This window comes from Streptacidiphilus monticola, from assembly GCF_042658505.1.
Lineage (GTDB): Bacteria > Actinomycetota > Actinomycetes > Streptomycetales > Streptomycetaceae > Streptacidiphilus > Streptacidiphilus monticola.
Genome location: NZ_JBHSQJ010000051.1, coordinates 26,831 through 50,625, shown reverse-complemented (window position 1 = coordinate 50,625; position 23,795 = coordinate 26,831). Strand labels below are relative to the sequence as shown.

Genomic DNA, 23,795 nt, shown 5'->3' with positions numbered 1-23,795 from the left:
CGGGTGGATGGCTGCTCGCGCAGCGCCTCGCGCCCCTGAGGGGTCTGCAAGTTAACGGGGCGTCACCAGGCCGGTGTCGTAGGCGAGGATGACGAGGTGGACGCGGTCGCGGGCGGGGAGTTTGGCGAGGAGGCGGGTCACGTAGGTCTTGACCGTGGTGACGCTGAGGAACAGCCGTTCCGCGATCTCCTGGTTGGACAGCCCCTGCCCCACCAGGGCCAGCACCTCCCGCTCCCGCTCCGTGACGCCCGTCAACTCCCGGGCGGATGAAGCCGCTTCGGGGCGTCCGGGCTCGGTGAAGGCCGCCAGCAGGCGGCGGGTCACCCCGGGCGCCAGCAGTGCGTCGCCGGAGGCGACGACGCGGATCGCGGTGAGGATGTCGTCCAGGGCCATGTCCTTGACCACGAAGCCCGACGCCCCCGCCCGCAGCGCGCCGTGCACGTACTCGTCGTCGTCGAAGGTGGTCAGCACCAGCACGCGGGTCCCTCCGCTCGCCGCCCGGCCCCGGTCCGAGGAGGTGATCTGGCGCGTCGCCTCGATGCCGTCCATACCGGGCATGCGGATGTCCATCACCACGACGTCCGGGCGCAGTTCGGCCGCCAGGCGGACGGCCTCCGCGCCGGTACCGGCCTCCCCCACCACTTCGATGTCCGGCGCGTCGCCGATCACCATCTGCAGGGCGGTGCGCACCAGCGGCTGGTCGTCGGCCAGCAGGACGCGGATCACCGCGCGGCCACGGCGGACGCGGAGGCCAGGGGGAGGGTCGCGGCGACCCGGAAGCCGCCGCCGGGGAGGCCGTCCGCGCTGAACTCGCCGCGCAGCAGGGTGACTCGCTCGCGCATACCGCGCAGCCCGTAGCCGGGGACGGCACTGCCGCCGCGGCCGTCGTCGACGACCTCCACCCGCAGCGCCTCCTCCCCACAGTCCAACGAGACCCGGCAGCTGCGGGCGGCGGCGTGGCGGACGACGTTGGTGATCGACTCCTGCACGATCCGGTAGGCGGAGAGGTCCACCTCCGGTGGCAGCGGGCGCGGTTGTCCGTGCCAGCGCACGTCCACCCGGACCCCGGCCGCGGTGGTCGCGGCGGCCAGGCGGTCCAGGTCGGCCAGGCCCGGGGCCGGAGTGCGGGACGCGCCCTCCGCCTCCGCGCCGCGCAGGGCGCCGAGCATCCGGCGCAGTCCGGCCAGGGTCTCCCGGCCCGACTGCTCGATCGCGCCGAGCGCCGCCTCGGCCTGGTCGGGACGGCGGACCAGGACGCGGCGCGCGGCGCCGGCCTGCAGCGCGACGATCCCCAGGCTGTGGGCCACCATGTCGTGCAACTCCCTTGCGATGCGCAGCCGTTCGTCCGCCACGGCCTGTTGCGCGGTCCGCGCCGCGGCCTCGGCCGCGTCCTCCCGCTCGCCGAGCGTGCCGTCGCCGACCAGCCAGGCGACGGCCGTGGTCAGCGCCACCCCGAGCTCGGTGGACGTGCCGGTGGGGAAGCCGCACAGCAGCCGGACCAGCGGATAGCCGAGGACGGTGCCGAGCGCCAGGAGCGCGGCGAGCAGCGAGGCGCGGCGCGGGCGCGAGGACGCGACGAGGGCGACGGCGACGCCCACCGGTAGGAACTGGGTGAAATCGATCTCTGTGGAGTTGAGCGCCATCGCGCCCAGCACCGAGCCGAGAAGCTGCAGCAGCAGTCCGCCCAAGGGGCGGCGCCGCGCCAGCAGGCTGCCCGTCAGTGCGGCCACGGCGGACCCCAGCAGGTTCAGCCCGTTGCCGGGCGCCAGGAAGAGATGCGAGAGGAAGAGGTGAGGGCGCCCGTCGGGCACCGGCTCTCCCAGCAGCGGCAGTTGCACCAGGAAGGCGTAGGCGGTGCCCGCGCACCACGCGGCCGCGGTCCAGGCGCCCGGCGGAACGCGCTTGAGCAGCGGCAGCGGCGTGGTGGCGTGCATGGCGCGATCGTAACCGCGGGCCGTCCGCCCGGCATCGGACCGCGGGCTTACACCCGTGGGTGACATCCGGCGGCCGCGGACTGTCCCCTCCGGGCCGACGACAGCGACAGCGGCCGGCGGCAACGCTGTGACCGTGATCGAAGTCAACGAACTGACGAAGCGTTACGGCCGCGCCACCGCCGTCGACGGCCTCGGCTTCACCGCCCGGCCGGGCCGGGTCACCGGCTTCCTCGGACCCAACGGGGCCGGCAAGAGCACCACCCTGCGCATGCTCCTCGGCCTGGACGAACCCACCTCCGGCACCGCACTGGTGGGCGGACGCCGGTTCCGCGACCACGCCCGCGGCCTGCGGCACGTGGGCGCGCTGCTGGAGGCCGGGGACGTGCACGGCGGCCGCAACGGCCGCGACCACCTGCGGGTCCTGGCCCGCAGCAACCGGATCCCGGCCGCCCGGGTGGACGCCGTGCTGGAGGAGGTCGGTCTGGCCGCCGCCGCCCGGCGGCGGATCGGCGGCTACTCCCTCGGGATGAGGCAGCGCCTCGGCATCGCCGCCGCGCTGCTCGGCGACCCGCCGGTGCTGCTCTTCGACGAACCGCTCAACGGCCTCGACCCGGAGGGCGTCCTGTGGGTGCGCGGCCTGTTCCGCAGGCTGGCGGCGGAGGGCCGGACCGTGTTCGTCTCCTCGCACCTGATGAGCGAGATGGAGAACACCGCGGACCACCTCGTCGTCATCGGCCGCGGCCGACTGATCGCGGACCAGCCGCTGGCCGACTTCGCGGCCCGCGGCCCGGGCTTCCGGGTGCTCGTGCGGACCCCGGAGCCGGAGCGGCTGACGGGCCTGCTGACGGCGGCCGGCGCGACGGTGCGCTCCGTCCCCGAGGGGCTGGAGGCCGTCGGCATCAGCGCGGACCGGATCGGCGAACTCGCCTTCGAGCACCGGGTCCTGTTGCGTGAACTGGCGCCGCGCGGCGCCTCGTTGGAGGACGCGTTCATGGAACTGACCGCGGACAGCGTCGAGTACACCACCGCCAACAGCAGCCAGGGAGGCCACGCATGAGCACCGGGACCACGGACAGCGGGGCGGCGGGCACCTCCGCCGCGAGGACCGCGGCCGCCACCGCCCAGGCCGGGGAGGTCCGTTCGGGGTTCGGCGATCTGCTGGCCGCGGAGTGGCTCAAGCTGCGTTCGCTGCGCTCCATGCGCTGGGGTGTCCCGCTCGGCGGCCTGGCCCTGGTCGCGCTGAACGCCGACGCGGCCTTCGCCGACTACCGCAACTGGCCGCACTACGACCTCGGCATGCGCCAGGTCTTCCGCCCGGAGGGGTCCTGGCGGGACGCCTTCACCAACAACACCGGTATCGCCCTGCTGCTGGTCTGCGGCGTCCTCGGCGCGCTCGCCGTGGTCGGCGAGTACGCGAGCGGTTCCATCCGCAGCAGTTTCGCCGCCGTTCCGGCCCGCCGCTCGGTCATCGCCGCGAAGACCGCGGTGGTCGCCGGGACGATGCTGGTCTTCGGGGCGCTGGTGACGCCGGCCTCCTTCTGGCTGACTCAGGCGATCCTCTCGGGGCGTCACGCGGGCCTCCCCTGGGGCTACTCCGGGACGACGCGCGGCCTGCTCGCCGACACCCTGCTCGCTCCGGTCAGCGCCCTCGTCGGCCTGGGCCTCGCGGTGCTGATCCGCCATGCGGCGGCCACCGTCGTCGCGGTGGTCACGGTGCTGCTGCTGGTGCCGAACTTCCTCTCGGACAACCACTACTGGACCGCCCTCCTCTACAACGCGACCCCTTTCCGGGCCTGGCAGTTCCTCGCCCCTCTGGACGTCCCCGGCTTCCGTTCCGGCCGCCCCTTCCCGGCGGACGCGGCCGGTTCCTGGTGGGTCCTCGCGCTCTGGCCGCTGGTCGCCGTGGTGCTGTCGCTGGTGGTCATCGACCGTCGCGACGTCTGAGAAGGGCGCTGTTGCGCATGGCGGCGGAGCGCGACCCGTAGGCTCTCGGTATGGCGAAGAGTGGCGTGAGCGCCGCACCGGTGAAGCCGGCGTTCAAGAAGGCGAAGTTCCCGGCGACGCACACCGCGCTGGTGCGTCAGGCGCGGAAGATCAACCGGGCGCTGGCCGAGGTGTACCCGTACGCGCATCCGGAGCTGGACTTCGAGAACGCGTTCCAGCTGCTGGTGGCCACGGTGCTGTCGGCGCAGACCACGGACCTGCGGGTGAACCAGACCACCCCGGCCCTGTTCGCGAAGTACCCGACGCCGGCCGCCCTTGCGGACGCGAACCCCGAGGAACTGGAGGAGCTGATCCGGCCGACCGGCTTCTTCCGGAACAAGGCGAAGTCGCTGCTCGGGCTCTCGAAGGCGCTACGGGACGACTTCGGCGGCGAAGTCCCGGGAACGCTCGCGGAGTTGGTCACCCTCCCGGGGGTCGGCCGGAAGACGGCGAACGTCGTGCTGGGCAACGTCTTCGGCGTCCCCGGGATCACGGTGGACACCCACTTCGGGCGGCTCGCCCGCCGCTTCGGCTGGTCGCAGTCGGAGGACCCGGTCGTGGTGGAGCAGGACGTGATGGCGCTGATCCCCAAGTCCGAGTGGACGATGCTCTCGCACCGCGTCGTCTTCCACGGCCGCCGGATCTGCCACGCGCAGAAGCCCGCGTGCGGCGCCTGCCCGATCGCCGGGCTGTGCCCTTCCTACGGCGCCGGGGAGACCGACCCGGTGAAGGCCGAGAAGCTGCTGAAGTACGAGAAGGGCGGCAAGCCCGGCCAGCGGCTCAAGCCCCCGGCGGACTTCCCGGGCGAGGCCGCCGCCCGGCAGACGGGCCCGCAGGACATGGCGACGGACGCGGGGGAGGCATGACCCGGATGGGGAACAGGGAGGCCACGGAGACGGACGGCCTGCCCGACTGGCTCGCGCCCGTCCGCACGACGGCCGAGACCGTCCGGCCGGAGGACCTCAGCCGCTTCCTGCCCCCGCCGACCGGCGGCCGCCGCTCGGCGGTGCTGGTCCTCTTCGGACACGGCCCGGACGGCCCCGACCTGCTCCTGATCGAACGCGCCCGCTCGCTGCGCTCGCATGCCGGCCAGCCCTCCTTCCCGGGCGGCGCGATCGACCCGGAGGACGACGGCCCGATCACGGCGGCGTTGCGCGAGGCCGAGGAGGAGACCGGCCTGGAGCCGACGGGCGTTCAGGTCTTCGGGGTGCTCCCGGACTTGTACATCCCGGTGAGCGACTTCGTGGTGACCCCGGTCCTGGGGTGGTGGCGCGAGCCCAGCCGGGTCGCCCCCGGTGACCCGGCGGAGGTGGCGGAGGTCTTCCGGGTCCCCGTCTCCGCGCTCGCCGACCCGGCCCACCGCGTGCGCCTCCGGCACCCCAGCGGCCACCTGGGCCCGGCGTTCGCCGTGGACGGCCACCTGGTGTGGGGCTTCACGGCGGGCGTCATCGACCGCCTGCTCCACCTCTGCGGCTGGGAACGACCCTGGCCCCGCTCCCGCACCGTCGACCTGGGAGACCCGAGCATTTTCCGCTAGCGGGCACCGCCCCTGCGGGGGCAACGTGCATGGTTACGCGTTCTCACCCGGCCGTGGGAGGGTGGGGCGGTGAATGTGCTCGACGTCCTGCTCCTGCTGGCCGCTGTGTGGTTCGCCGTGTCCGGCTACCGGCAGGGCTTCGTGGTCGGCGTGCTGTCCGTGATCGGGTTCCTCGGGGGCGGCGTCATCGCCGTCCAGCTTCTCCCCTATCTCCTCCAGCACCTCCCCTCCGGCACCGTGGCCTCCGTCGTCGCCGTCGTCGTGGTCATCGTCTTCGCCTCCGTGGGGCAGGCGTTCACCACGCACTGGGGCTGGAAGCTGCGCGGCCCGATCAAGCGCAGCCGGGCCCGGGTCGTCGACAGCATCGGCGGAGCTCTCGTCAACGTCGTCGCCATGCTGCTGGTGGCCTGGCTGATCGGCTCCGCCCTTGCCGGAACGTCTCTGCCCACCATCGCGCACCAGGTGCGCAGCTCGGCCGTCCTCGGCCGGGTGCAGCAGGCGCTGCCCGCCGATGCCCCCAACTGGTTCTCGGACTTCAGCTCCGCGCTCTCCCGAAACGGCTTCCCGCAGGTCTTCGACCCCTTCCAGAACGAGCCGATCACCAGCGTCCCGGCGCCCGATCCGGCGCTGGTGAACAGCGCCGGGGTGCGGCAGGCACGACGCAGCATCGTCAAGGTGGTCGGCACCGCCCCCTCCTGCGGCAAGGTGATCGAAGGGACGGGCTTCGTCTACGCGCGGCAGCGGGTGATGACCAACGCGCACGTCGTCGGCGGCGTCGCCGATCCGACGGTCCGCCTGGGCGACCGGATCTACCAGGGCAAGGTCGTCCTCTACGACTGGAAGCGCGACATCGCCGTGCTCGCCGTCCCCTCGCTGCGGGCGCCGGCGCTGGCCTTCGCCGGCGACGCGCCCACCGGGTCGGACGCCATCGTGGCCGGCTTCCCCGAGAACGGGCCGTTCAACGTGCAGGCGGCCCGCATCCGGGGCCGGATCCGGGCCTCGGGCCCGGACATCTACCACCGCAGCACGGTCACCCGTGACGTCTACTCGATCCGCTCGACGGTGCGTCAGGGCAACTCCGGCGGGCCGCTGCTGACGCCCGACGGGGAGGTCTACGGCGTCGTCTTCGCCAAGTCCCTGGACGACGCGCAGACCGGCTACGCCCTCACCGTCGACGAGGTGCGCTCCGACGCGGAGCAGGGCGCGACCGCGTCCCAGCGGGTGGGGGACCAATCCTGTGCGCTGTGATCCGTCCGAGTGATCGTTGCTGGTACCTTCGGCCGAGTTGACCCACAGTCAGAAGGCTTACTGGTACCGGGAGGAACGACCGTCATGATGGGCCATTCGCACGCGGTGAGCGGGGCGCTGCTCTTCGCGGCCACCTCGCCCTACCTCCCGCCGCTGCTGATGCACACGCATCTCCGGCCGCAGGAGATCCTCATGGGCACGGTGCTCTGCGCGGGCGCTGCGCTGCTGCCCGACCTGGACCACCACGACGGCACCATCGCCAACTTCCTCGGACCGCTCTCCCGGCTGCTGTGCCGGTTCATCGCCTGGATCTCCGGCGGGCACCGGCACGCCACGCACTCACTGCTGTTCATCGTGCTGGCCACCGCGGGCACCTGGGCCGGGATCACCTACGGCGGACGCTGGTTCACCCTGGGCCTGTGCTTCTTCCTGCTGGCCATGGCGGTCCGCGCGCTGAACCTGTGCCCGCCCGGGCACGGCTTCAACGCCTACGGCACGGTCATCGTGATGGCGGCGATCGGGACCGGGGTCATCGCCAAGTTCATCCCCTCGGCGCCAGGTTGGCTGCCCTACCTGGTGGGCGTCGGCTGCCTGGCGCACCTGCTCGGCGACTCGCTGACGAAGATGGGCGTGCCGTGGCTGTGGCCCCGGCGCACCCGCTACGAGATCGAGATCATCAAGAGCAGCGGCAACAACGTGGAGACGGACATCCTGGTCCCGATCATGGGTGTGGCCACGGTGGTGCTGCTGTGGTTCACCGCGCTGGCGCCCAACACCCTGTAGGAACGCCCGGGTTCAGGCCCGCGCCCGGAGCCGTGTGGTGACCCACCGGGCGCGGCGCCCCAGCAGGTAGGGCAGACCGGCGTGCGGCTGCGTCGAGCGGCGACGGTTCAGACGCGCACGGGCGCGGCTCTGCATCCAGCTCATGCCCGAAGTGTTCCCGAAGGGCACGGAGGTGAATCCAGAATGCCCCGTTCCCTTTGGCCTATGCGCTTGTCCTATTACCCGACTTGCTCGGCTCCCCTGTCCTCGGGCCGACGTGGGTCACTCCGTCGCCTGCAGCCACTCCAGCAGCAGTGAGGTGACCTCCTCGGGGGCCTCCTCCTGCGGGTAGTGGCCGACGCCCGGCAGCAGCTGCCACCGATAGGGCGCGTCCACGTACTCGGCCGAGCCGAGGGCGGTCCGTTCCAGCAGCACCGGATCCAGCTCGCCGTGCAGGTGCAGCACCGGCAGGTGCAGCTGGCGGTTCATCCGGCGGGAGAACTGGAAGCCGTCGGGGCGGCCCATCGACCGCATCAGCCAGCGGAAGGGCTCGATCGAGCAGTGCCGGGAGTTGGAGAGGAGCATCGCCTGACGGTACGTCAGCAGCTCCTTCTCCTCCGGCCGGTGGGCCGGGGCGGACCAGGCGGTCAGGTACTCGCCGACCATCGCGGCGTTGTCGGCGGCGAGTTGACGCTCCGGCAGCCAGGGGCGCTGGAGGCCCAGCAGGTGCTCGGCGGCGCCGATCTGGCGCCGGTCGGTCAGCAGCGCCCGGCGCAGCCGACGCGGGTGGGCGCTGGAGAGGACGGCGAGTCGGCCGACCAGCCGCGGTCGCATGGCGGCGGCGGTCCAGCCCAGGAAGCCGCCCCAGTCGTGCCCGACGACGGCGGCCTGCGAGACGCCGAGGGAGCGGATCACGCCGGTCAGGTCCAGCGCCATGTTGGAGGGGTCGTAACCGCGCGGGGTGCGGTCGCTGCCGCCCACGCCGCGCAGGTCCACGGCGACGGCCCGGTACCCGGCCGCCGCGAGCGCGGTCAGCTGGTGCCGCCAGGTCCACCAGAACTGCGGCCAGCCGTGCACCAGCAGGACCAGCGGGCCCTCGCCCGCTTCCGCGATGTGGAACCTCGCCCCGTTCGCCGCGACCTCGCGATGCGTCCACGGCCCCTCGATCCGCGGATCGAAGGAAGCGGCGGTCGTGCCCAACTCGGTCGTCATGTCTCAGAGCGTGTCACATCCGACGCCGACCACCTAGCCGAGCCGCTCCGCCCCGCCGGGCGTGCTGCGCGAGAGCCGTGCGGTGCGGTCAGCGGGTCAGCGCGGGGGCGCTGCCGTCGGCGGACGGCACGGCCGGATGGGGCTTGGCGTTCTTCAGGACGTCCACGGTGGCCTTGGTCGAGGCGATCGTCCGGTCCGGCGGCGTGATCTTCTTGAAGGCCCGCACCGCCAGCAGCGCCGCGATCGCCGCCAGCACGACGAACGCGCCGCCGACGATCAGGAAGCACCACACGAGCCCGAGTCCGGACGAGTGGATGCCGTAGGCCGCCGCGAAGCTGAACATGGGGATGGAGGCGAGCCCGATCACCGCGGCGACACCGAACGCGCCGCCGCCCGTGGCGCCCTTGATGACGTCCTTGCGGATCTCCTGCTTGGCCAGCGCGATCTCGTCGTGCACCAGCGCGGACAGGTCCGCGGTGGCAGCGGCGAACAGCTGTCCGACGGTCCGCTCGCTCGTCGGCTCGGGCATCGCGCTCTCCTTCTCGCAGTTGACGACTACTCAGATGATGCCGTCAGTACCGGTACCCCTACCACCGGACACTACGCGGTCGATGCGTCTTCTTGGTCACTCAGGGCCCGGTAGACGCGGTTCCGCCGCCGCAGCAGCAGGGTCGCCAGCACGGCGCAGACGAGTGAACCCACCAGCACCGCTTCCTTGCTCTGCTCGACCAGCGCGTGATCGGGCGCGAAGGCGAGTTCGCTGATCAGCAGCGAGACCGTGAAGCCGATGCCCGACAGCACCGAGACCGAGAACAGGTCCGACCAGGTCAGCTCCGGATTGAGCTCGGCCCGGGTGAACCGCGCCGTCAGCCAGGAGCCGCCGAAGACGCCGAGGCTCTTGCCCAGCAGCAGGCCCAGCATCACGCCGATCGGGGTGGCGTGGGTGAACACCTGCGCCAGCGCGTGCGCGTTGACCGGCACCCCGGCGGCGAAGAGGGCGAAGACCGGGACGCAGAAGCCTGCCGAGAACGGGCGGACCTGGTGCTCCACCTGTTCCGCGAGCGAGTGCTCGGCCCCCGGCTCGCGGTCGCAGCGCAGCAGCAGCCCCATGGCGACGCCGGCCACCGTGGCGTGCACGCCGGCCTCGTGCGTCAGCGCCCAGACCACCAGCCCCAGCGGCACGTACAGGTACCAGCCGCGTACCCGGAACCGCTGCAGCAGGTGGAAGAGGACGAGCCCGGCGGCGGCCGCGCCGAGGGCCCAGCCCTTGATCCCGGAGCTGTAGAACACCGCGATGATCAGGATGGCGATCAGGTCGTCCACGACGGCCAGGGTGAGCAGGAACGCCCGTAGCGAGGACGGGAGATGGGTGCCGACGACGGCCAGCACCCCAAGGGCGAAGGCGATGTCGGTGGCGGTGGGCACCGCCCATCCGGCCGGGTGTCCGCCCGGGCCGGAGTTGACGACGGTGTAGACGACGGCGGGCAGGGCGACGCCACACACCGCGGCGATGACCGGCAGCGCGGCCGCCCGCGGGTCGCGCAGTTCACCGGAGACCAGCTCGCGCTTGAGCTCGATGCCCGCCACGAAGAAGAAGACCGCCAACAGCCCGTCCTGAGCCCAGCTTTCGACGGTGAGGTCCAGGTGCAGCGGCGTGTCGAAGCCGATGTGGAACCCGCTCACCTGCGTGTACGACCCGGGCCAGACGTTGGCCCAGACGAGTGCGACGACCGCGGCGGCGAGCAGCAGGATGCCGCCCACCGTCTCGGCGCGCAGGGCGTCCGCCAGGAACCTCCGTTCCGGAAGGGGCAGCCTGCCCAGGAACTGACGAGGCGTCGGCGGCACGGATCCTCCCGGGGCGCAGGGTCGGCGGGGACAAATCCCCACAAACATATGCCGTCCCGTGAGGCGTCGCCCTCATCCGCCGAAGAACTCGGTGAGCACCGGCGCGATCGCCTCCGTCTTGAGCATGTGCGTCTGCCCCGGCAGCGTCCGGTACGCCGAGCCGGGGACCGCCTCGGCCAGCGCGCGCGTCCCGGTGCGCATCCAGGCGGGGCTCCTGCCCCCGTCCATGACCAGCGCCGGCGCGGAGATCCCGGGCCAGGGCGCGGCGCCGAAGGGCTTGCCGCTCGGATGCTGCGCGACGATCGCGAGGTCGTGCGGCAGCGTGCGACCGACGGCGGAGAGCTTCTTCCACACCGGCATCAGCCGCATCGCCACGACGGCGGGGGCGGGGGTGCCCACGTACCTCATGAAGAGCTTCACCGCGTCCCCGGGGCGTCCCGCCTCGACGGCGGCGGAAACGCGGGACCGGAAGTCGTCGGTCAGCGGCTGCCACCCGTCGTCGACGACGAACGGGGCCTCGTAGAGGGCCAGTCGAGTGATCCCCGGCAGCCGGTCGGCGGCGGCGAGCGCGAGCGCCGCGCCCGAGGAGATGCCGTAGACCATGGCACTGCCCCCGGCCGCGTCGAGCAGCGCGGCGAGGTCGTCCACCTCCAGGTCCAGGGTGAAGGGTGTGTCCGGGGCCCGGTTGTCCCCGCTGGCGCCGCGTCCGCGGCGGTCGTAGGTGAAGACGGTGAACCGCGCGGCGAGCGCCTCCGCGAGCTCGGTGGCCGGCCCGAAGCCCCGGTGGCACAGGGCGCCGTCCACGAGCACGACGGGCCGGCCCTGACCCCGTCGGCTGTAGGCGATCACCGTCCCGTCCCGCGAGACGACCTGACCGTCCGTCACGGCGTGCGTGCTGCTCATGCTGTCCTCCTGCGCCCATCGGCCCCTCCGTCGGAGCCGCTCAGCAGGTTGGACGAAGCCGCACCCTGGAACTCATCGGTCAGCCGCTCACCCCCAGGGGCGCGAGGAACTCCGCGAGCAACCCAGCACTCGCGGAGGTCCGACCCGTTCCATGGGGACGAACCTCCCAGGGTGGGCTGGTCGCGCAGTTCCTCGCGCCCCTGAAGGCGGCTGCGCCGCCTGGCGCGGTGTCAGTCCTCGGAGGGGGCGGTGGGCATCTTGCTCTGGATGAGGTCCATGACCGTCGAGTCCGCCAGCGTGGTCACGTCGCCGACGGCGCGGTTCTCCGCGACATCCCGCAGCAGGCGGCGCATGATCTTGCCGGAGCGGGTCTTCGGGAGCTCACTGACCGTCAGGATCCGCTTGGGCTTGGCGATCGGGCCCAGCACCTTGCCGACGTGGTCGCGGAGTTCGGCCACGAGCTCCTCGCTGTCGGTCGCGGTGCCGCGCAGGATGACGAAGGCCACGATGGCCTGGCCGGTGGTCGCGTCGGTCGCGCCGACCACCGCCGCCTCGGCCACCTGCGGGTGGCTGACCAGGGCGGACTCGACCTCCGTGGTGGAGATGTTGTGGCCGGAGACCAGCATCACGTCGTCCACCCGGCCGAGCAGCCAGATGTCGCCGTCCTCGTCCTTCTTCGCGCCGTCGCCGGCGAAGTAGCGGCCCTCGAAACGGGACCAGTAGGTGTCGACGTAGCGCTGGTCGTCGCCCCAGATCGTGCGCAGCATCGACGGCCAGGGCTCGGTCAGCACCAGGTAGCCGCCGCTGCCGTCGGGGACCTCGTGGGCCTCGTCGTCCACCACGGTCGCCGAGATGCCGGGCAGCGGGACCTGGGCGGAGCCGGGCTTGGCCTCGGTGACGCCGGGCAGCGGGGAGATCATGATGGAGCCGGTCTCGGTCTGCCACCACGTGTCCACGATCGGGCAGCGGCCGCCGCCGATGTGCTCGCGGTACCAGATCCACGCCTCGGGGTTGATCGGCTCGCCGACGCTGCCGAGGAGGCGCAGCGAGGACAGGTCGAACTTGGCGGGGATGGCGTCGCCCCACTTCATCCACGTGCGGATCAGCGTCGGCGCGGTGTAGAGGATGGTGACGCCGTACTTCTGCACGATCTCGAAGATCCGGCCCTGGTGCGGGGTGTCCGGGGTGCCCTCGTACATCACCTGCGTCGCGCCGTTGGCCAGCGGCCCGTAGACGATGTACGAGTGGCCGGTGACCCAGCCGATGTCGGCGGTGCACCAGTAGACGTCGGTCTCCGGCTTGAGGTCGAAGACGGCGTGGTGGGTGAAGGCGGTCTGGGTCAGGTAGCCGCCGGTGGTGTGCAGGATGCCCTTCGGCTTACCGGTGGTGCCCGAGGTGTAGAGGATGAACAGCGGGTGCTCGGCGTCGTGCGCCTCGGGGGTGTGCGCGGTGGACTGACGGGCCGTGATCTCGTCCCACCAGACGTCGCGGCCCTCGGTCCAGGCGGTCTCCTGTCCGGTCCGGCGGACCACCAGGACGTGCTCGACCTGCGGGCAGGACTCCAGGGCGGTGTCGATGGCCGGCTTGAGCGCGGACGGCTTGCCGCGGCGGTACCCGCCGTCCGCGGTGATCACCAGCTTGGCGTCGGCGTCCTGGATCCGGGAAGCCACGGCGTCGGCGGAGAAGCCGCCGAAGACGACGGAGTGCGGCGCGCCGATCCGGGCGCAGGCCAGCATCGCCACGACGGCCTCGGGGATCATCGGCAGGTAGACCGCGACCCGGTCGCCCTTGCGGATGCCCAGCTCCAGCAGGGCGTTGGCGGCCTTGGCGACCTCGTCCTTGAGCTCGGCGTAGGTGATGGCGCGGGAGTCGCCCGGCTCGCCCTCGAAGTGGATCGCGACCCGGTCGCCGAGGCCGGCCTCCACGTGGCGGTCCACGCAGTTGTAGGCGACGTTGAGCTTGCCGTCCGCGAACCACTTCGCGAAGGGCGGGTTGCTCCAGTCGAGGGTCTGGGTGGGCTCCTGAGCCCACGTCAGACGCCGTGCCTGCTCCGCCCAGAAGGCCAGGCGGTCCGCCTTGGCCCGCCCGTAGGCCTCGGCGGTGACGTTCGCGGCGGCGGCGAGCTCCCCGGGCGGGGCGAAGCGCCGCTCCTCCTTCAGCAGGTTCGCCAGGCTCTCGTTGCTGCTCAACGCGCGCTCCTCAGAGTGTCCAGGTTCAGTGCGTGACCTAGCTCACCAGGCTGCAGGGGGGCCTGACAAGAGCATCCGGAAAAATTGGTGTAGACCTCTGCTGGGAGGCGGGCACGAGCGGGTCCCGTCGCCGGGTCAGGCCGCGGTCCCGACGTCCGGGCGCACCGGGACGAAGGCGCGTCCGCTGCGGGAGAGCACGAAGGTCTGCGCCGCCGCGATGTCGAAGTACAGCCCGGTCAACCTCAACTCCCCCGATTTCACCCGCCGGTGGACGCTGGGGTGGGCGCGCAGGTTCTCCACCTGCTGGACGACGTTGGTGAGGCAGAGCCGCTCCAGGGGGTCGTGCGAGGGCGCCTGCCCGAGCAGCCGGGGCGGCATGTGGCGGACCCGCTGCAGCGAGTCCTGGCCCAGCCGGAGCCAGCGAGTCAGCGGCGTCCGGGCGCCGCCGTCCCGGCGGTGCGCGCCGTGCAGCAGGCTCTGCATGGCACCGCAGCCCGAGTGCCCGCAGACCGTGATCACCCGTACCCCCAGCACGTCGACGGCGTACTCGATGGCGGCGGAGACGGAGTCCTCGGCGGCGTCGGGCGGGGGCACGAGGTTGCCGATGTTGCGGACGGTGAACAGCTCACCCGGCCCGCTGCTGGTGATCACGTTGGGGACCATGCGCGAGTCGGCGCAGGTGATGAACAGCTGGCTGGGCGCCTGGCCCTCGCGGGCCAGGCGGGCGAGTTCGGGGCGCAGGGACGGGGCGGTGAACGTCTGGAAGTCCCGGATCCCGGTGAGCTCGACGGCGGCGGTGATGCTCTTCATGGGGTGTCTCCATCAGGCCAGGGGCGAGGCCAGGGCTCGGCGGCGGCTTGGTGCGGCACCATTCGGTAAATGAACAGTAATGAGAGCTTTGCCGAGTCTTGGTGATCTGGGAAGTGGATTCACCCGTTGGGGGAGCGGGCCCTTTCGCGGCCGCCGCTCACACGTGCAACGGATCCCCGCCGAGGACGAAGCCCGGATCCACCTGGGCGGCCAGGTCGACGCCCGTCTTGGCGTTGCCCCAGCTCGCCGCGTTGCGCAGGTGGAAGTCGACCATCTGCCTCATGTACCGCTCCGGGTCCCGGAGTTCGTACGACGCGTCGGCGGCGGCGTGCAGGGTCTGGAGCACCGACGCATTCGCGGGCTCCAGCTCCTCGAACGCCGGCGTCCGCCCCTGCTCGGTGCGCCGCACCCAGGCCGACTGGCCGAACACGGCCAGCAGGTCCGGCCCGACCTCCTCCCGCAGGAACGCCGCGTCGTCCTCGTGCTGCACCTTGTTGCCCACGACCTTCAGGTGGACGTCGAAGTCGGCCGCGTAGTCCCGGTACTGCCGGTATACCGAGACGCCCTTCCGCGTCGGCTCCACCACCAGCACGGTCAGATCGAAGCGGGTGAACAGCCCGGAGGCGAAGGAGTCCGAACCCGCCGTCATGTCGACGACCACGTACTCGCCCTGACCGTCCACCAGGTGGTTCAGGCACAGCTCCACCGCGCCGACCTTGGAGTGGAAGCAGGCGACGCCGAGGTCCTCCTCGGTGAACGCGCCGGTGGCCAGCAGGCGCAGCGAGGCCCCGTCCACCGTCACCGGCCGGGCGCAGCGCCGCCACACCGGGTTGTCCTCGACGATCCGCAGCAGCCGGGAGCCGCGCCCCGGCGGGGTCGTCTTGATCATCGAAGCGGCGTCCGCGATCCGCGGGTTGCTGCCGCGCAGGTAGTCCTTGATCTCGTCCAGATGCGCGCCCATGGCCGGCACGGCAGCGGCCTGATCGTCCGTCAACCCGAGGGCGGCGCCCAGATGTTGGTTGATGTCGGCGTCCACCGCGAGGACCGGGTGGCCCGCGGTGGCGAGGCGGCGGACGAAGAGGGAGGAGAGCGTGGTCTTGCCGCTGCCGCCCTTGCCGACGAACGCGATCTTCATTGAGGTGAACTCCGGTACTGGGGCCGGGGTGGGCGTCCCGGCTTATTGGGAATCGTTATCGTCACCGACTGTGTTCATCGTAGCGATGCGTAGCCACCGGGAGCCGCGCTTTCACAGATCCTTGACTCGTTCGTGTGATCCGGGTGACACACCCCACTCCGTCCGGGGCGGAGCCCGGCCCGGCGGTTCCGTAGGCTCGCTCCGTGAGCACTCCCTACACCGACCCGCTGGCCCCGCTCGGACACCTCCCGGGGGTTCCGGAGGCCGTCGCCGAGGCCCGCCGGGCCGTGGACCGCGTCTACGGCCACCGGGTGATGCGCCGTCGTGCCGAGGAGGTCACCTCCGAGTCCGCCCTGCGCGGCGCCCGCGCGTCGGCCGCCCTGGAGGGCGCCGACTGGCCGCTCGAGGAGGTCCGCCGCCGTACCGACTACGGCCAGGACGATGAGGCCCGCACGGTCGGCGGCGCGTTGCGGCTCAATGTCGAGATCGGCCAGCTGGTCGGGGTCTGGCGCCACTCCCCGCTGCAGGTGCTGGCCCGGCTGCACCTGCTCGCCGCCGGCGAGGGCGGCCGCCCGCGGGTCGCCGGTGAGCCGGCCCCCGAGGCGCTGCCCGCCGAGCTGGCCGCGACGGAGAAGTTCGCGGACGCGGCCCCGCTGCCGGAGTTCCCCGCCGTCGCCACCCCCGCGGCGGACGAGGTCGCGGCCCGCCTCGACGGCCTGGCCCAGCTGCTCGCCGCCCGCGCCGATGCGCCCAAGCGGCCCAACACCGACACGGCCCCGGCCCTGGTCGTCGCCGCCGTCGTCCACGGGGAGCTGCTGACGCTCCGTCCGTTCCCCTCCCACAACGGACTGGTGGCCCGCGCGGCGCAGCGACTGGTGCTGCTCGCGGAGGGACTGGACCCGAAGGCGATCTGTCCGAGCGAGGTCGGCCTGGTGGAGCTCGGCACCGCCGACTACCGCGCCGCGCTCGCGGGTTACGCCTCCGGGACGCCGGAGGGGATGGCGGCCTGGATCGGCCACCTGTCGCGGGCGCTGCGCCTGGGTGTGCGGGAGACCACGGCAGTCTGCGAGGCGATGCAGCGGGGCATGGTCTGAGCCCGGGCGCTCCGCCGACGGGTGTCGGGTGATGCCTGTACCCCGGTGATGCCTGTACCCCGGTGATGCTTGTTCGCCCCGGTGACCTTTGTGCGCCCCGGTGGCCCCTGTGCCTCCGGCCCGTCGGGCTCCGGACAGGGTTGCGGCGGNNGCGGCTCCCCTGCGGGGGACCCCCCGCTGGCACAACGGCCGGGTGACCAGTGCGTGCTGCCATCTCCAGTTGCGCATCCGGCGGGGGATCCAGCCCCGTTCGCCGGGTGACGCTGCCCTACCGCGGGCTGGGCGGCGCGTGGGTGCCCGGGGGTTGTGCGCGGTCCGTGGGGCCTGACGCTTCAGCGGGCTCCTTCGCGAACTGGGGATGCCGCCTGGTCTCGCGGGCCGTACCTCCTTTGTAACTCCGTTCGCGGGAAAGCGGAACCCAGGCGCTCGCTTCTTTACCCTGCCGCTTCCGGCCCGGCATCCGGAGCCGCGTCCGGCGGACCGGTCCGACGCCGCGTCAGGCCGGTCCGCCCCGGCGGCGCGAGGCCGCGTACCAGACCAGGCCGGCCGCGGTCAGCCCGGCGGCGAGCGCCGCGGCGAGCAGCACACCGCGGCTCGGCACGGCCAAGGCCCGGGTCCGCTGGCGCAGTTGGACCGGACGGGTGAACACCAGCACCGGCCAGCCGCGCGCGGCGGCCTCCCTGCGCAGCCCGCGGTCCGGGTTGACGGCGTGCGGATGGCCGACGGACTCCAGCAGCGGCAGGTCGGTCACCGAATCGCTGTACGCGAAGCTCTCGGCGAGGTCGTAGCCCTGCTGCCGGGCCAGCTCCCGGATCGCCTCGGCCTTGGTCGGGCCGTAGGCGTAGTACTCGATCTCGCCCGTGTACCGGCCCTCGGCCTCGGCCATCCGGGTCGCGATGACGTGGTCGACACCGAGCATCTCCCCGATGGGCTCGACGAGTTCGGAGCCCGAGCTGCTGACGATCACGACGTCCCGGCCGGCCAGGTGGTGCGCCTCGATGAGCTCGGCGGCCTCGTCGTAGATGAGCGGGTCGATCAGGTCGTGCAGGGTCTCCGCGACGATCTCGCGGACCTGGGCGACGTTCCAGCCGCGGGCCAGGGAGGAGAGGTACTGGCGCATCTTCTCCATCTGGTCGTGGTCGGCGCCGCCCGCCAGGAAGACGAACTGGGCGTAGGCGCTCTTCAGCACCGCCCGCCGGTTGATCAGACCGCCCCGGTACAGGGGGCCGCTGAAGGCGAGCGCGCTGGACTTGGCGATCACTGTCTTGTCGAGGTCGAAGAAGGCCGCGGTGCGGCCCGGGCTTGCCGACGAGTGGTTTTCCACGGGGACGAGGATATGCGCCCCTCATTCGGCCCAAGACCCGGCGCGTGGGTTTGCTTGAGAAGGCGTTCGGGTACACCATGGAAGTCACGGATCGTTCGCGACCGTGCTAACCCAGTCCGGCTCCTCCCCCCCCGAGTCGGGCTGCGGAGGACGACCCCCGCTCTCCCCCCCGGCGGGGGTCGTCGCATGTCCGGGCCCGTTTGCGCAGGCCGCAGGGGTTCTCGTCGGCTCTTCCGAGCGTCACGCTATCTCCGGATCCGTCATCTGTACGAGTCCGCGTCAACCTTCTGCCGCATAAGTGATTCGTAAGGGTGAGCGGGTTTTCCACAGGACGTGAGTTATCCACGGATTTCGGCCCGGACGGAGCATCTTCTGCATTTGGCGGCACCGTGATTCCCGTATCGCACGGAGCACCGTGCGAGCCACCGTTCACACGGGGGAGGCTGCCATGCCCGGGACGCCAGGAGCGCCGTCCGCAACACCCGGGGAAGTGCCCGGGCCGTACCACTGCCCGCTCGTCGTCACCGAGGACGACGCGCTCATCGAGTCGCTGCTGAGGATCTGCGCCGCGGCCGGGGCGGATCCGCACCTGGTCTGCGGTGCGCCCCCGCCGCGCCAGGCCTGGGGCGCCGCCCCGCTCGTGGTCGTCGGGGACGACGTCGCGGAGCGGATGGTCGGGCTGTCCCGGCGGCGCGGCGTGGTGCTGGTCGGCCGGGATCTCGACGACGTCGGGGTCTGGCAGCGAGCCGTCGGCATCGGCGCCGAGCACGTCGTCTTCCTTCCCGACGCGGAGGACTGGCTGCTGGACCGGGTGCCCGACCCCGCCGAGGGCGTCGGCGCCCAGGCGCTGACGGTCGCGGTCGTCGGCGGGCGCGGCGGCGCGGGGGCGTCGACGCTCGCCTGCGCCCTGGCCGTCACCGCCGCCCGCGAGGGACAGCGCAGCGTCCTGGTCGACGGGGATCCGCTCGGCGGCGGGCTGGACGTCCTGCTCGGCGGCGAGGAGGCGGCCGGGCTGCGCTGGCCCGATCTCGCGGCCTCGCGCGGAAGGGTCAACGCGCTGGAGCTGGAGCGGGCGCTGCCCCGCATCCACCGGCTGCTGGCGCTGAGTTGGGACCGTGGGGATGTGCTCGGCATCCCGGGCGAGGCGATGCGGACGGTGCTGGGTGCGGCCCGCCGCCGTGGCGGCGTCGTCGTGGTCGATCTGCCGCGCCGGGTGGACGAGGCGGCGGCCGAGGCGCTGGCCCAGGCGGATCTGGGGCTGCTGGTGGTCCCCGCCGAGCTGCGGGCCATGACGGCCTCCGGCCGGGTCGCCTCGCTGGTGCGGATGCGCCTCGCGGATCTGCGGGCGGTGGTCCGGGGCCCGGCGCCCAGCGGCCTCACCGGAGCGGAGGTGGCCCGAGGGGTACGGCTGCCGCTGGCGGGTGAGCTGGCCGCCGAGCCGGGGCTGGCGGCCGACCTGGAGCACGGGCGGCCGCCCGGCTCCCGGCCGCGAGGCCCGCTCGGGCGGTTCTGCGCAGCCTTTCTGACGGAGGCTCTGGCCGGCAGTGGACGCCCCGGCCTGGGCGGATTCGCGGGCCCGCTCGACGGATCGGGGATGGCGGCATGAGCGGCGGCATGGGCGGGAGCATCAGCTTCACCGCGCGGGGCGGACACCAGGACCTGCTGGACTCGGTGCGGCTGCGCCTCGCCGAGGCGGGCGCCGAGCCGAGCACCGCGCGCGTCGCGGCGGCCCTGCGGGCCGAGGGCCGCCCCTACGGGGACTCCGAAGTGCTGGACATCGTCCGGGAGTTGCGCTCCGAGATGGTCGGCGCGGGGCCGCTCGACGCGCTGCTCGCCGATCCCGCGGTCACCGACGTGCTGGTCAACGGGCCCCGCGAGGTGTGGGTCGACCGGGGGCAGGGTCTGGAGCGCGCCCGCGGGGTGCGCTTCGCCGACGAGCGGGCGGTCCGCCGGCTCGCCCAGCGGCTGGCGCAGACGGCCGGGCGCCGCCTGGACGACGCCCGGCCCTGGGCCGACGCCCGGCTGCCGGACGGCGTACGGCTGCACGCGGTGCTACCGCCGGTCGCCGTCGGCGGCACGGCGCTCTCGCTCCGGGTCAGCCGCAGCCGGCCGTTCACCCTGACCGAGCTGGTTCGGGCGGGTGCCCTGACGGCCTGGGGCGCCTGGCTGCTGCGGGCGGTGGTCCGTTCACGCCTCGCCTTCGTCATCTCCGGCGGCACCGGCTCCGGCAAGACCACCCTGCTCGCTGCCCTGCTGGGCCTGGTCGGCCCGCGGGAACGGCTGCTCATCGTGGAGGACTCGGCGGAGCTGCGCCCCGACCATCCCCATGTGGTCCGGCTGGAGAGCCGTCCACCCAACCAGGAGGGCGTCGGCGAGGTGGCACTGCGCGACCTCGTCCGGCAGGCGCTGCGGATGCGCCCCGACCGGCTGGTCGTCGGCGAGGTCCGCGGTGCCGAGGTCGTCGATCTGCTGGCCGCCCTGAACACCGGTCATGAGGGCGGCTGCGGGACTGTCCACGCCAACGCGGCGGAGGATGTCCCGGCCCGGCTGGAGGCGCTGGCCTCCTCAGCGGGTCTGGGCCGGGAGGCCCTGCACGGTCAGCTGGCTGCTGCCCTCCAGGTGGTCGTGCACGTGGGCCGGGCCCGGGTGGACGGGCGGCGCCGGGTCACCGAGGTACGAGTGCTGACGCGGGGTCAGGACGGCCTGGTCGTCGCCGTCCCGGCCGTTCGCTTCGCCGAGGCCGACGGAGCGCCGGAGTTGGGGCCCGGCTGGGCGCAGCTGGAGCACTGGTGCGGGGACGAGTTGGAGCGGCTGGACGAGGACGAGCGGGGCGGCACCGCCGTCGAGGAGCGGGGCGGCACCGCCGTGGAGGAGCGGTCGGCCCCGGCAGGCGGACGGACGGTGGCGGCATGACCTGGCAGATGGTGCAGGCGGCGGGGACCGGGCTGGCGCTGTGCCTGATCGGCTGGGGTGCTTGGCGCTACTCGCGCCGGGAGACGGTGCAGCGGCGCAGACGCGCCCTGGGACCGGGCGGCAGCGGCGGCAGAGAGGGTGAGGGCCTGGGGCCGGACGAGGACGTGCCCTTCGGGCGCCTGGCCCGGGCGTGGGCGGTGCGGGTGCGCACCGGTCCGCTGCTGCGCCATCCCGAACTCGCCCTGGTTCCCGTCGGTTTGGCGTCGGCGGTGGCCACCTGGTCGGTGGTGCCGATGCTGCTGGGGGCGGGGAGTGTGGTGCCGCTGATACGCCTGCGGCGACGTCGGGCCGACGAGCGGGCCAGGCAGGCGCGGCAGGCGGCGGTCACCGAGCTGTGCGTGGCGCTCTCGGCGGAGTTGCGGGCCGGGGCGACGCCGCACCAGGCGGTGGAGATGGCGGTCGTCGAGCCGTCGGTGCTCGACCGTTCCGGCCTGCTGGCCGCCGCCCGCTTCGGCGGCAGCGTGCCGGACGCGTTCCGAGCCCTGGCCCGCGAGCCGGGCGCGGAAGGGGCCCACGCGGTGGCCGCCTGCTGGGAGTTGGCGGCGGCGGGCGGCGCCGGCCTGGCCGGTGCTGTGGACCGGGTTGCGGAAGCGCTGCGCGGTGAGCAGGAGTTGGCCGCGTCCGTGGCGGCGGAGCTCGCCGGGGCGAGGTCCACGGCCTGGCTGCTGGCGGGGCTCCCGCTGTTCGGCCTGACGCTCGGCGGGGCGCTCGGCGCACGCCCCCTCGACGTGCTGCTGCACACCCCCGCGGGCCTCGGCTGCTTGGCCTTCGGCCTCCTGCTCGAAACGGCCGGGCTGTGGTGGACCGAACGCCTCGCCAGGTCTGCCCGCGCTGCATGCTGACGCCCGGCCCGGCCCGGACTGCCTGCGTTGCCCTTGGCCGGCCGGTTCGACGACGCCCGGCGACGGCGGATTGCCGGCGGCCCGGGTGCCTGGCCGGGGGGCAGATGCCGCCAGGCGGCGCCGGGCGCGGCTCCTCGGTGGGCGTGCGTCCGGGTTACGCCCGCTCGGCCTCGGGCCCGAGCGGGCGGCATGCGACAGGTCTGAGCGGGAGGAGGCAGCGGTGGAGCTGTGGTTGGCGATCGCGGTGGTCCTCGGCGGGCTGGGGGCGGTGGGGGCTTGGGCACTGGTTCGGCGGCGGGCACTACGCCGGGCGTCCGCCGCCGGTCTTGAACTCACCGTGGCCCGGGCCGAGCGGCGAAGACCCAGACTGCCCTCGGGCAGGGCGGTACCGCGAGCGGCGGCCGTCCTCGCCGGCGGTGGGATCGCCGTACTGCTGGGCGGCCCTGCCGGAGTGCTGGTCGGCGCCGTCGTGGGCAGCGCCTGCTGGCGCCTGCTGCCCAGTCCGGCCACGCCCGGCGAGCGGGAGGCCGAACAGCGGTCGGCGGCCCTGCGGAGACAACTTCCGCTCGCTGCCGACCTGTTGGCTGCCTGTCTGGCGTCGTGGGGTGCCCCCGCCCAGGCGGCGGCCGCGGTGGCGTCGGTGCTACCAGAGCCGATGGCCGGACGGCTCCGCCTGGTGGCGGCCGAGTTGGCCGTCGGCACGCCCCCCGAAGGGGCGTGGGCGCGACTGGGCGAGGAGCCGGAACTCGCCGGGCTCGCCCGCTGTCTGCTCCGCGCCGACGCCAGTGGAGCGCCGCCCGCGTCCGCGCTCGTCCGGCTCGCGGAGACCGCCCGCCGCACGGCGGCCTCCGCCGCCCAGGCCCGCGTCCGCCGTGCGGGCGTCCTGGCCACGGCCCCGCTGGGCCTCTGCTTCCTGCCGGCCTTCGTGCTGGTGGGAGTCGTGCCGGTGGTCACCGGCCTGACCGGGGGGTTCCTCTCCCGGTTCTGATCCGCCTTCGCTCTCAGAGGAGTTGGTCCGCATGTCCGCACTCGCCTCCGCGCCTGTCCTCGCCGCCCCGAGGTCGTCCTCGCCGGGGTCGGCGTCGAAGTCGCACCCCTCGGTGTCGCACCCGTCGGTGTCGGGCGCGTCGGTGTCGTACGCGTCGGTGTCGCCGCCCAGGTCGGTGCCCGTCGCTGCGCTCTGCGTCCGCCGGTTGCGCCACAGTTCGGTGCTCGTGATGGTCGTCGTCCAGGCCTGGGCCTGGCACCTGGCGAGCCTGCTCCGGGCCCGGCTCCGGCGCTGCCGCGCGGACTCCGGGATGACCACGGCCGAGTACGCCGTCGGAACGGTGGCCGCCTGCGGGTTCGCAGCGCTGCTGTACAAGCTGCTCACGGGCGGCGCGGTGTCCGCGCTGCTCACCGGCATCATCAAGAAGGCCCTCAGTGCGGTGTGAACGGCGCAGGTGCCTGCCCCGGCGGCGGTCCTGGCCCCGGCCTCCTGCCGGACTCCACTGCCGCCGGGGCCGGAGGTCCGGGCGCCTGGGCGGCGACGCGGGGTACGCCACCGCCGAACTCGCCGTCGTCCTCCCCGCGTTGGTGCTCCTGCTGGGCGTGCTGCTATGGGGCGCGGTGGCCGGGGCGGCGCAGCTGCGCTGTGTCGACGCCGCCCGCGAGGGCGCGCGTGCGGCGGCCCGCGGCGACCCCGAGCCGGCGGTCCAGGCTGCCGTTCGGGCGGCGGCGCCGCCCGGCGCGCGGGTGGTGGTCAGCTGGTCCGGTGACCTGGTGCGGGTCGCGGTGACGGCCCGCAGCGCGGGTCCGGGCGGGTTCGGCCGGGCCCTGTCGGTCGGCGTCGGCGCCACGGCGGTGGCTCGGGTCGAGCCGGACGCGGAGGGGGCCGTCCGGTGATGCTTCGTCAGTTCCCGTGTGGGCGGGACGGGGATCGGGGGTCGGTGACCGTCGTGGTGGTGGGCCTGGTCGCCGTGGCGCTGCTGGCGTTGTCCGTCGTCCTCGGCCTGGCGGCCGCGG

Annotated in this window: 24 protein-coding genes; 13 read left to right on the top strand and 11 right to left on the bottom strand. The window is 73.4% G+C overall.

From position 1 onward, the window contains the following. Nucleotides 1-51: 51 nt before the first annotated feature. Nucleotides 52-672: a response regulator gene (locus ACFP3V_RS13545; RefSeq protein ID WP_380583254.1), complete on the bottom strand. Its 621-nt coding sequence runs from the start codon at nucleotides 670-672 to the stop codon at nucleotides 52-54. A 50-nt stretch (nucleotides 673-722) separates the two neighbouring features. Continuing rightward, nucleotides 723-1,934 carry a sensor histidine kinase gene (locus tag ACFP3V_RS13540; protein WP_380583232.1) on the bottom strand — a complete coding sequence of 404 codons (1,212 nt, stop codon included), beginning with the start codon at nucleotides 1,932-1,934 and terminating at the stop codon, nucleotides 723-725. A gap of 133 nt (nucleotides 1,935-2,067) precedes the next feature. Here ACFP3V_RS13540 and ACFP3V_RS13535 point away from each other — a divergent pair, with 133 nt between their 5' ends. The 6 genes from ACFP3V_RS13535 to ACFP3V_RS13510 all read left to right on the top strand — a co-directional run bounded on the left by ACFP3V_RS13535 (nucleotide 2,068) and on the right by ACFP3V_RS13510 (nucleotide 7,485). Continuing rightward, the gene (locus ACFP3V_RS13535; RefSeq protein ID WP_380583231.1) at nucleotides 2,068-2,991 is read left to right on the top strand and encodes an ABC transporter ATP-binding protein; all 924 of its coding nucleotides are present in this window, start codon (nucleotides 2,068-2,070) and stop codon (nucleotides 2,989-2,991) included. Further along, nucleotides 2,988-3,878, top strand: a complete 891-nt coding sequence (locus tag ACFP3V_RS13530) for an ABC transporter permease subunit (protein WP_380583230.1) — start codon at nucleotides 2,988-2,990, stop codon at nucleotides 3,876-3,878. Before ACFP3V_RS13535 ends, ACFP3V_RS13530 begins: the two co-directional genes overlap by 4 nt. Before the next feature lie 50 nt (nucleotides 3,879-3,928). Continuing rightward, the gene (gene nth / locus ACFP3V_RS13525) at nucleotides 3,929-4,783 is read left to right on the top strand and encodes an endonuclease III (RefSeq protein WP_380583229.1); all 855 of its coding nucleotides are present in this window, start codon (nucleotides 3,929-3,931) and stop codon (nucleotides 4,781-4,783) included. Next, nucleotides 4,780-5,454, top strand: a complete 675-nt coding sequence (locus tag ACFP3V_RS13520) for an NUDIX hydrolase (protein WP_380583228.1) — start codon at nucleotides 4,780-4,782, stop codon at nucleotides 5,452-5,454. The genes nth and ACFP3V_RS13520 overlap by 4 nt, the downstream gene beginning before the upstream one ends. A 69-nt stretch (nucleotides 5,455-5,523) precedes the next feature. After that, on the top strand, nucleotides 5,524-6,702 hold the full coding sequence (locus ACFP3V_RS13515; RefSeq protein WP_380583227.1) for a MarP family serine protease: 1,179 nt from the start codon (nucleotides 5,524-5,526) through the stop codon (nucleotides 6,700-6,702). Between the two features lie 84 nt (nucleotides 6,703-6,786). Further along, nucleotides 6,787-7,485, top strand: coding sequence for a metal-dependent hydrolase (locus ACFP3V_RS13510; protein WP_380583226.1), 699 nt, complete (start codon nucleotides 6,787-6,789; stop codon nucleotides 7,483-7,485). Between the two features lie 12 nt (nucleotides 7,486-7,497). On the opposite strand, the gene ACFP3V_RS13505 is transcribed toward ACFP3V_RS13510, so the two are convergent. The 8 genes from ACFP3V_RS13505 to ACFP3V_RS13470 form a co-directional block, all read right to left on the bottom strand. Further along, a complete protein-coding gene (locus ACFP3V_RS13505; protein ID WP_380583225.1) occupies nucleotides 7,498-7,629 on the bottom strand; it encodes a hypothetical protein in 132 nt (43 codons plus the stop codon). 117 nt (nucleotides 7,630-7,746) lie between these two features. Continuing rightward, the gene (locus ACFP3V_RS13500; protein WP_380583224.1) at nucleotides 7,747-8,676 is read right to left on the bottom strand and encodes an alpha/beta fold hydrolase; all 930 of its coding nucleotides are present in this window, start codon (nucleotides 8,674-8,676) and stop codon (nucleotides 7,747-7,749) included. Between the two features lie 88 nt (nucleotides 8,677-8,764). Then, on the bottom strand, nucleotides 8,765-9,205 hold the full coding sequence (locus ACFP3V_RS13495) for a phage holin family protein (RefSeq protein ID WP_380583223.1): 441 nt from the start codon (nucleotides 9,203-9,205) through the stop codon (nucleotides 8,765-8,767). Between the two features lie 71 nt (nucleotides 9,206-9,276). Further along, nucleotides 9,277-10,569: a Na+/H+ antiporter NhaA gene (gene nhaA / locus ACFP3V_RS13490; protein ID WP_380583222.1), complete on the bottom strand. Its 1,293-nt coding sequence runs from the start codon at nucleotides 10,567-10,569 to the stop codon at nucleotides 9,277-9,279. Nucleotides 10,570-10,593: 24 nt separating this feature from the next. Further along, nucleotides 10,594-11,424, bottom strand: a complete 831-nt coding sequence (locus ACFP3V_RS13485; protein ID WP_380583221.1) for an alpha/beta fold hydrolase — start codon at nucleotides 11,422-11,424, stop codon at nucleotides 10,594-10,596. Between the two features lie 230 nt (nucleotides 11,425-11,654). After that, entirely contained in the window at nucleotides 11,655-13,613 is a 1,959-nt protein-coding gene (acs, locus tag ACFP3V_RS13480; RefSeq protein WP_380583220.1) for an acetate--CoA ligase, read from the bottom strand. A 135-nt stretch (nucleotides 13,614-13,748) separates the two neighbouring features. Then, nucleotides 13,749-14,423, bottom strand: a complete 675-nt coding sequence (locus ACFP3V_RS13475; protein ID WP_380583219.1) for a carbonic anhydrase — start codon at nucleotides 14,421-14,423, stop codon at nucleotides 13,749-13,751. A 157-nt stretch (nucleotides 14,424-14,580) separates the two neighbouring features. Next, entirely contained in the window at nucleotides 14,581-15,558 is a 978-nt protein-coding gene (locus ACFP3V_RS13470) for an ATP-binding protein (protein ID WP_380583218.1), read from the bottom strand. A 203-nt stretch (nucleotides 15,559-15,761) separates the two neighbouring features. Between ACFP3V_RS13470 and ACFP3V_RS13465 the strand changes: the two genes are divergently transcribed. Beyond that, nucleotides 15,762-16,652 (top strand): Fic family protein, encoded by an 891-nt coding sequence (locus tag ACFP3V_RS13465; RefSeq protein WP_380583217.1) that lies wholly within the window; start codon nucleotides 15,762-15,764, stop codon nucleotides 16,650-16,652. A 496-nt stretch (nucleotides 16,653-17,148) separates the two neighbouring features. Here ACFP3V_RS13465 and ACFP3V_RS13460 read toward each other — a convergent pair whose 3' ends face one another. Continuing rightward, nucleotides 17,149-17,988 (bottom strand): HAD family hydrolase, encoded by an 840-nt coding sequence (locus ACFP3V_RS13460; protein WP_380583253.1) that lies wholly within the window; start codon nucleotides 17,986-17,988, stop codon nucleotides 17,149-17,151. A gap of 436 nt (nucleotides 17,989-18,424) precedes the next feature. Between ACFP3V_RS13460 and ssd the strand changes: the two genes are divergently transcribed. The 6 genes from ssd (at nucleotide 18,425) to ACFP3V_RS13430 (ending at nucleotide 23,675) form a co-directional block, all read left to right on the top strand. Next, nucleotides 18,425-19,582 (top strand): septum site-determining protein Ssd, encoded by a 1,158-nt coding sequence (ssd, locus tag ACFP3V_RS13455; protein ID WP_380583216.1) that lies wholly within the window; start codon nucleotides 18,425-18,427, stop codon nucleotides 19,580-19,582. After that, nucleotides 19,579-20,889, top strand: coding sequence for a TadA family conjugal transfer-associated ATPase (locus ACFP3V_RS13450; RefSeq protein ID WP_380583215.1), 1,311 nt, complete (start codon nucleotides 19,579-19,581; stop codon nucleotides 20,887-20,889). The genes ssd and ACFP3V_RS13450 overlap by 4 nt, the downstream gene beginning before the upstream one ends. Further along, entirely contained in the window at nucleotides 20,886-21,791 is a 906-nt protein-coding gene (locus tag ACFP3V_RS13445) for a type II secretion system F family protein (protein ID WP_380583214.1), read from the top strand. The genes ACFP3V_RS13450 and ACFP3V_RS13445 overlap by 4 nt, the downstream gene beginning before the upstream one ends. A 220-nt stretch (nucleotides 21,792-22,011) precedes the next feature. Then, on the top strand, nucleotides 22,012-22,779 hold the full coding sequence (locus ACFP3V_RS13440; protein ID WP_380583213.1) for a type II secretion system F family protein: 768 nt from the start codon (nucleotides 22,012-22,014) through the stop codon (nucleotides 22,777-22,779). A 31-nt stretch (nucleotides 22,780-22,810) separates the two neighbouring features. Continuing rightward, on the top strand, nucleotides 22,811-23,224 hold the full coding sequence (locus ACFP3V_RS13435; protein WP_380583212.1) for a DUF4244 domain-containing protein: 414 nt from the start codon (nucleotides 22,811-22,813) through the stop codon (nucleotides 23,222-23,224). Between the two features lie 85 nt (nucleotides 23,225-23,309). Beyond that, nucleotides 23,310-23,675 carry a TadE family type IV pilus minor pilin gene (locus ACFP3V_RS13430; RefSeq protein WP_380583252.1) on the top strand — a complete coding sequence of 122 codons (366 nt, stop codon included), beginning with the start codon at nucleotides 23,310-23,312 and terminating at the stop codon, nucleotides 23,673-23,675. Nucleotides 23,676-23,795: the final 120 nt, after the last annotated feature.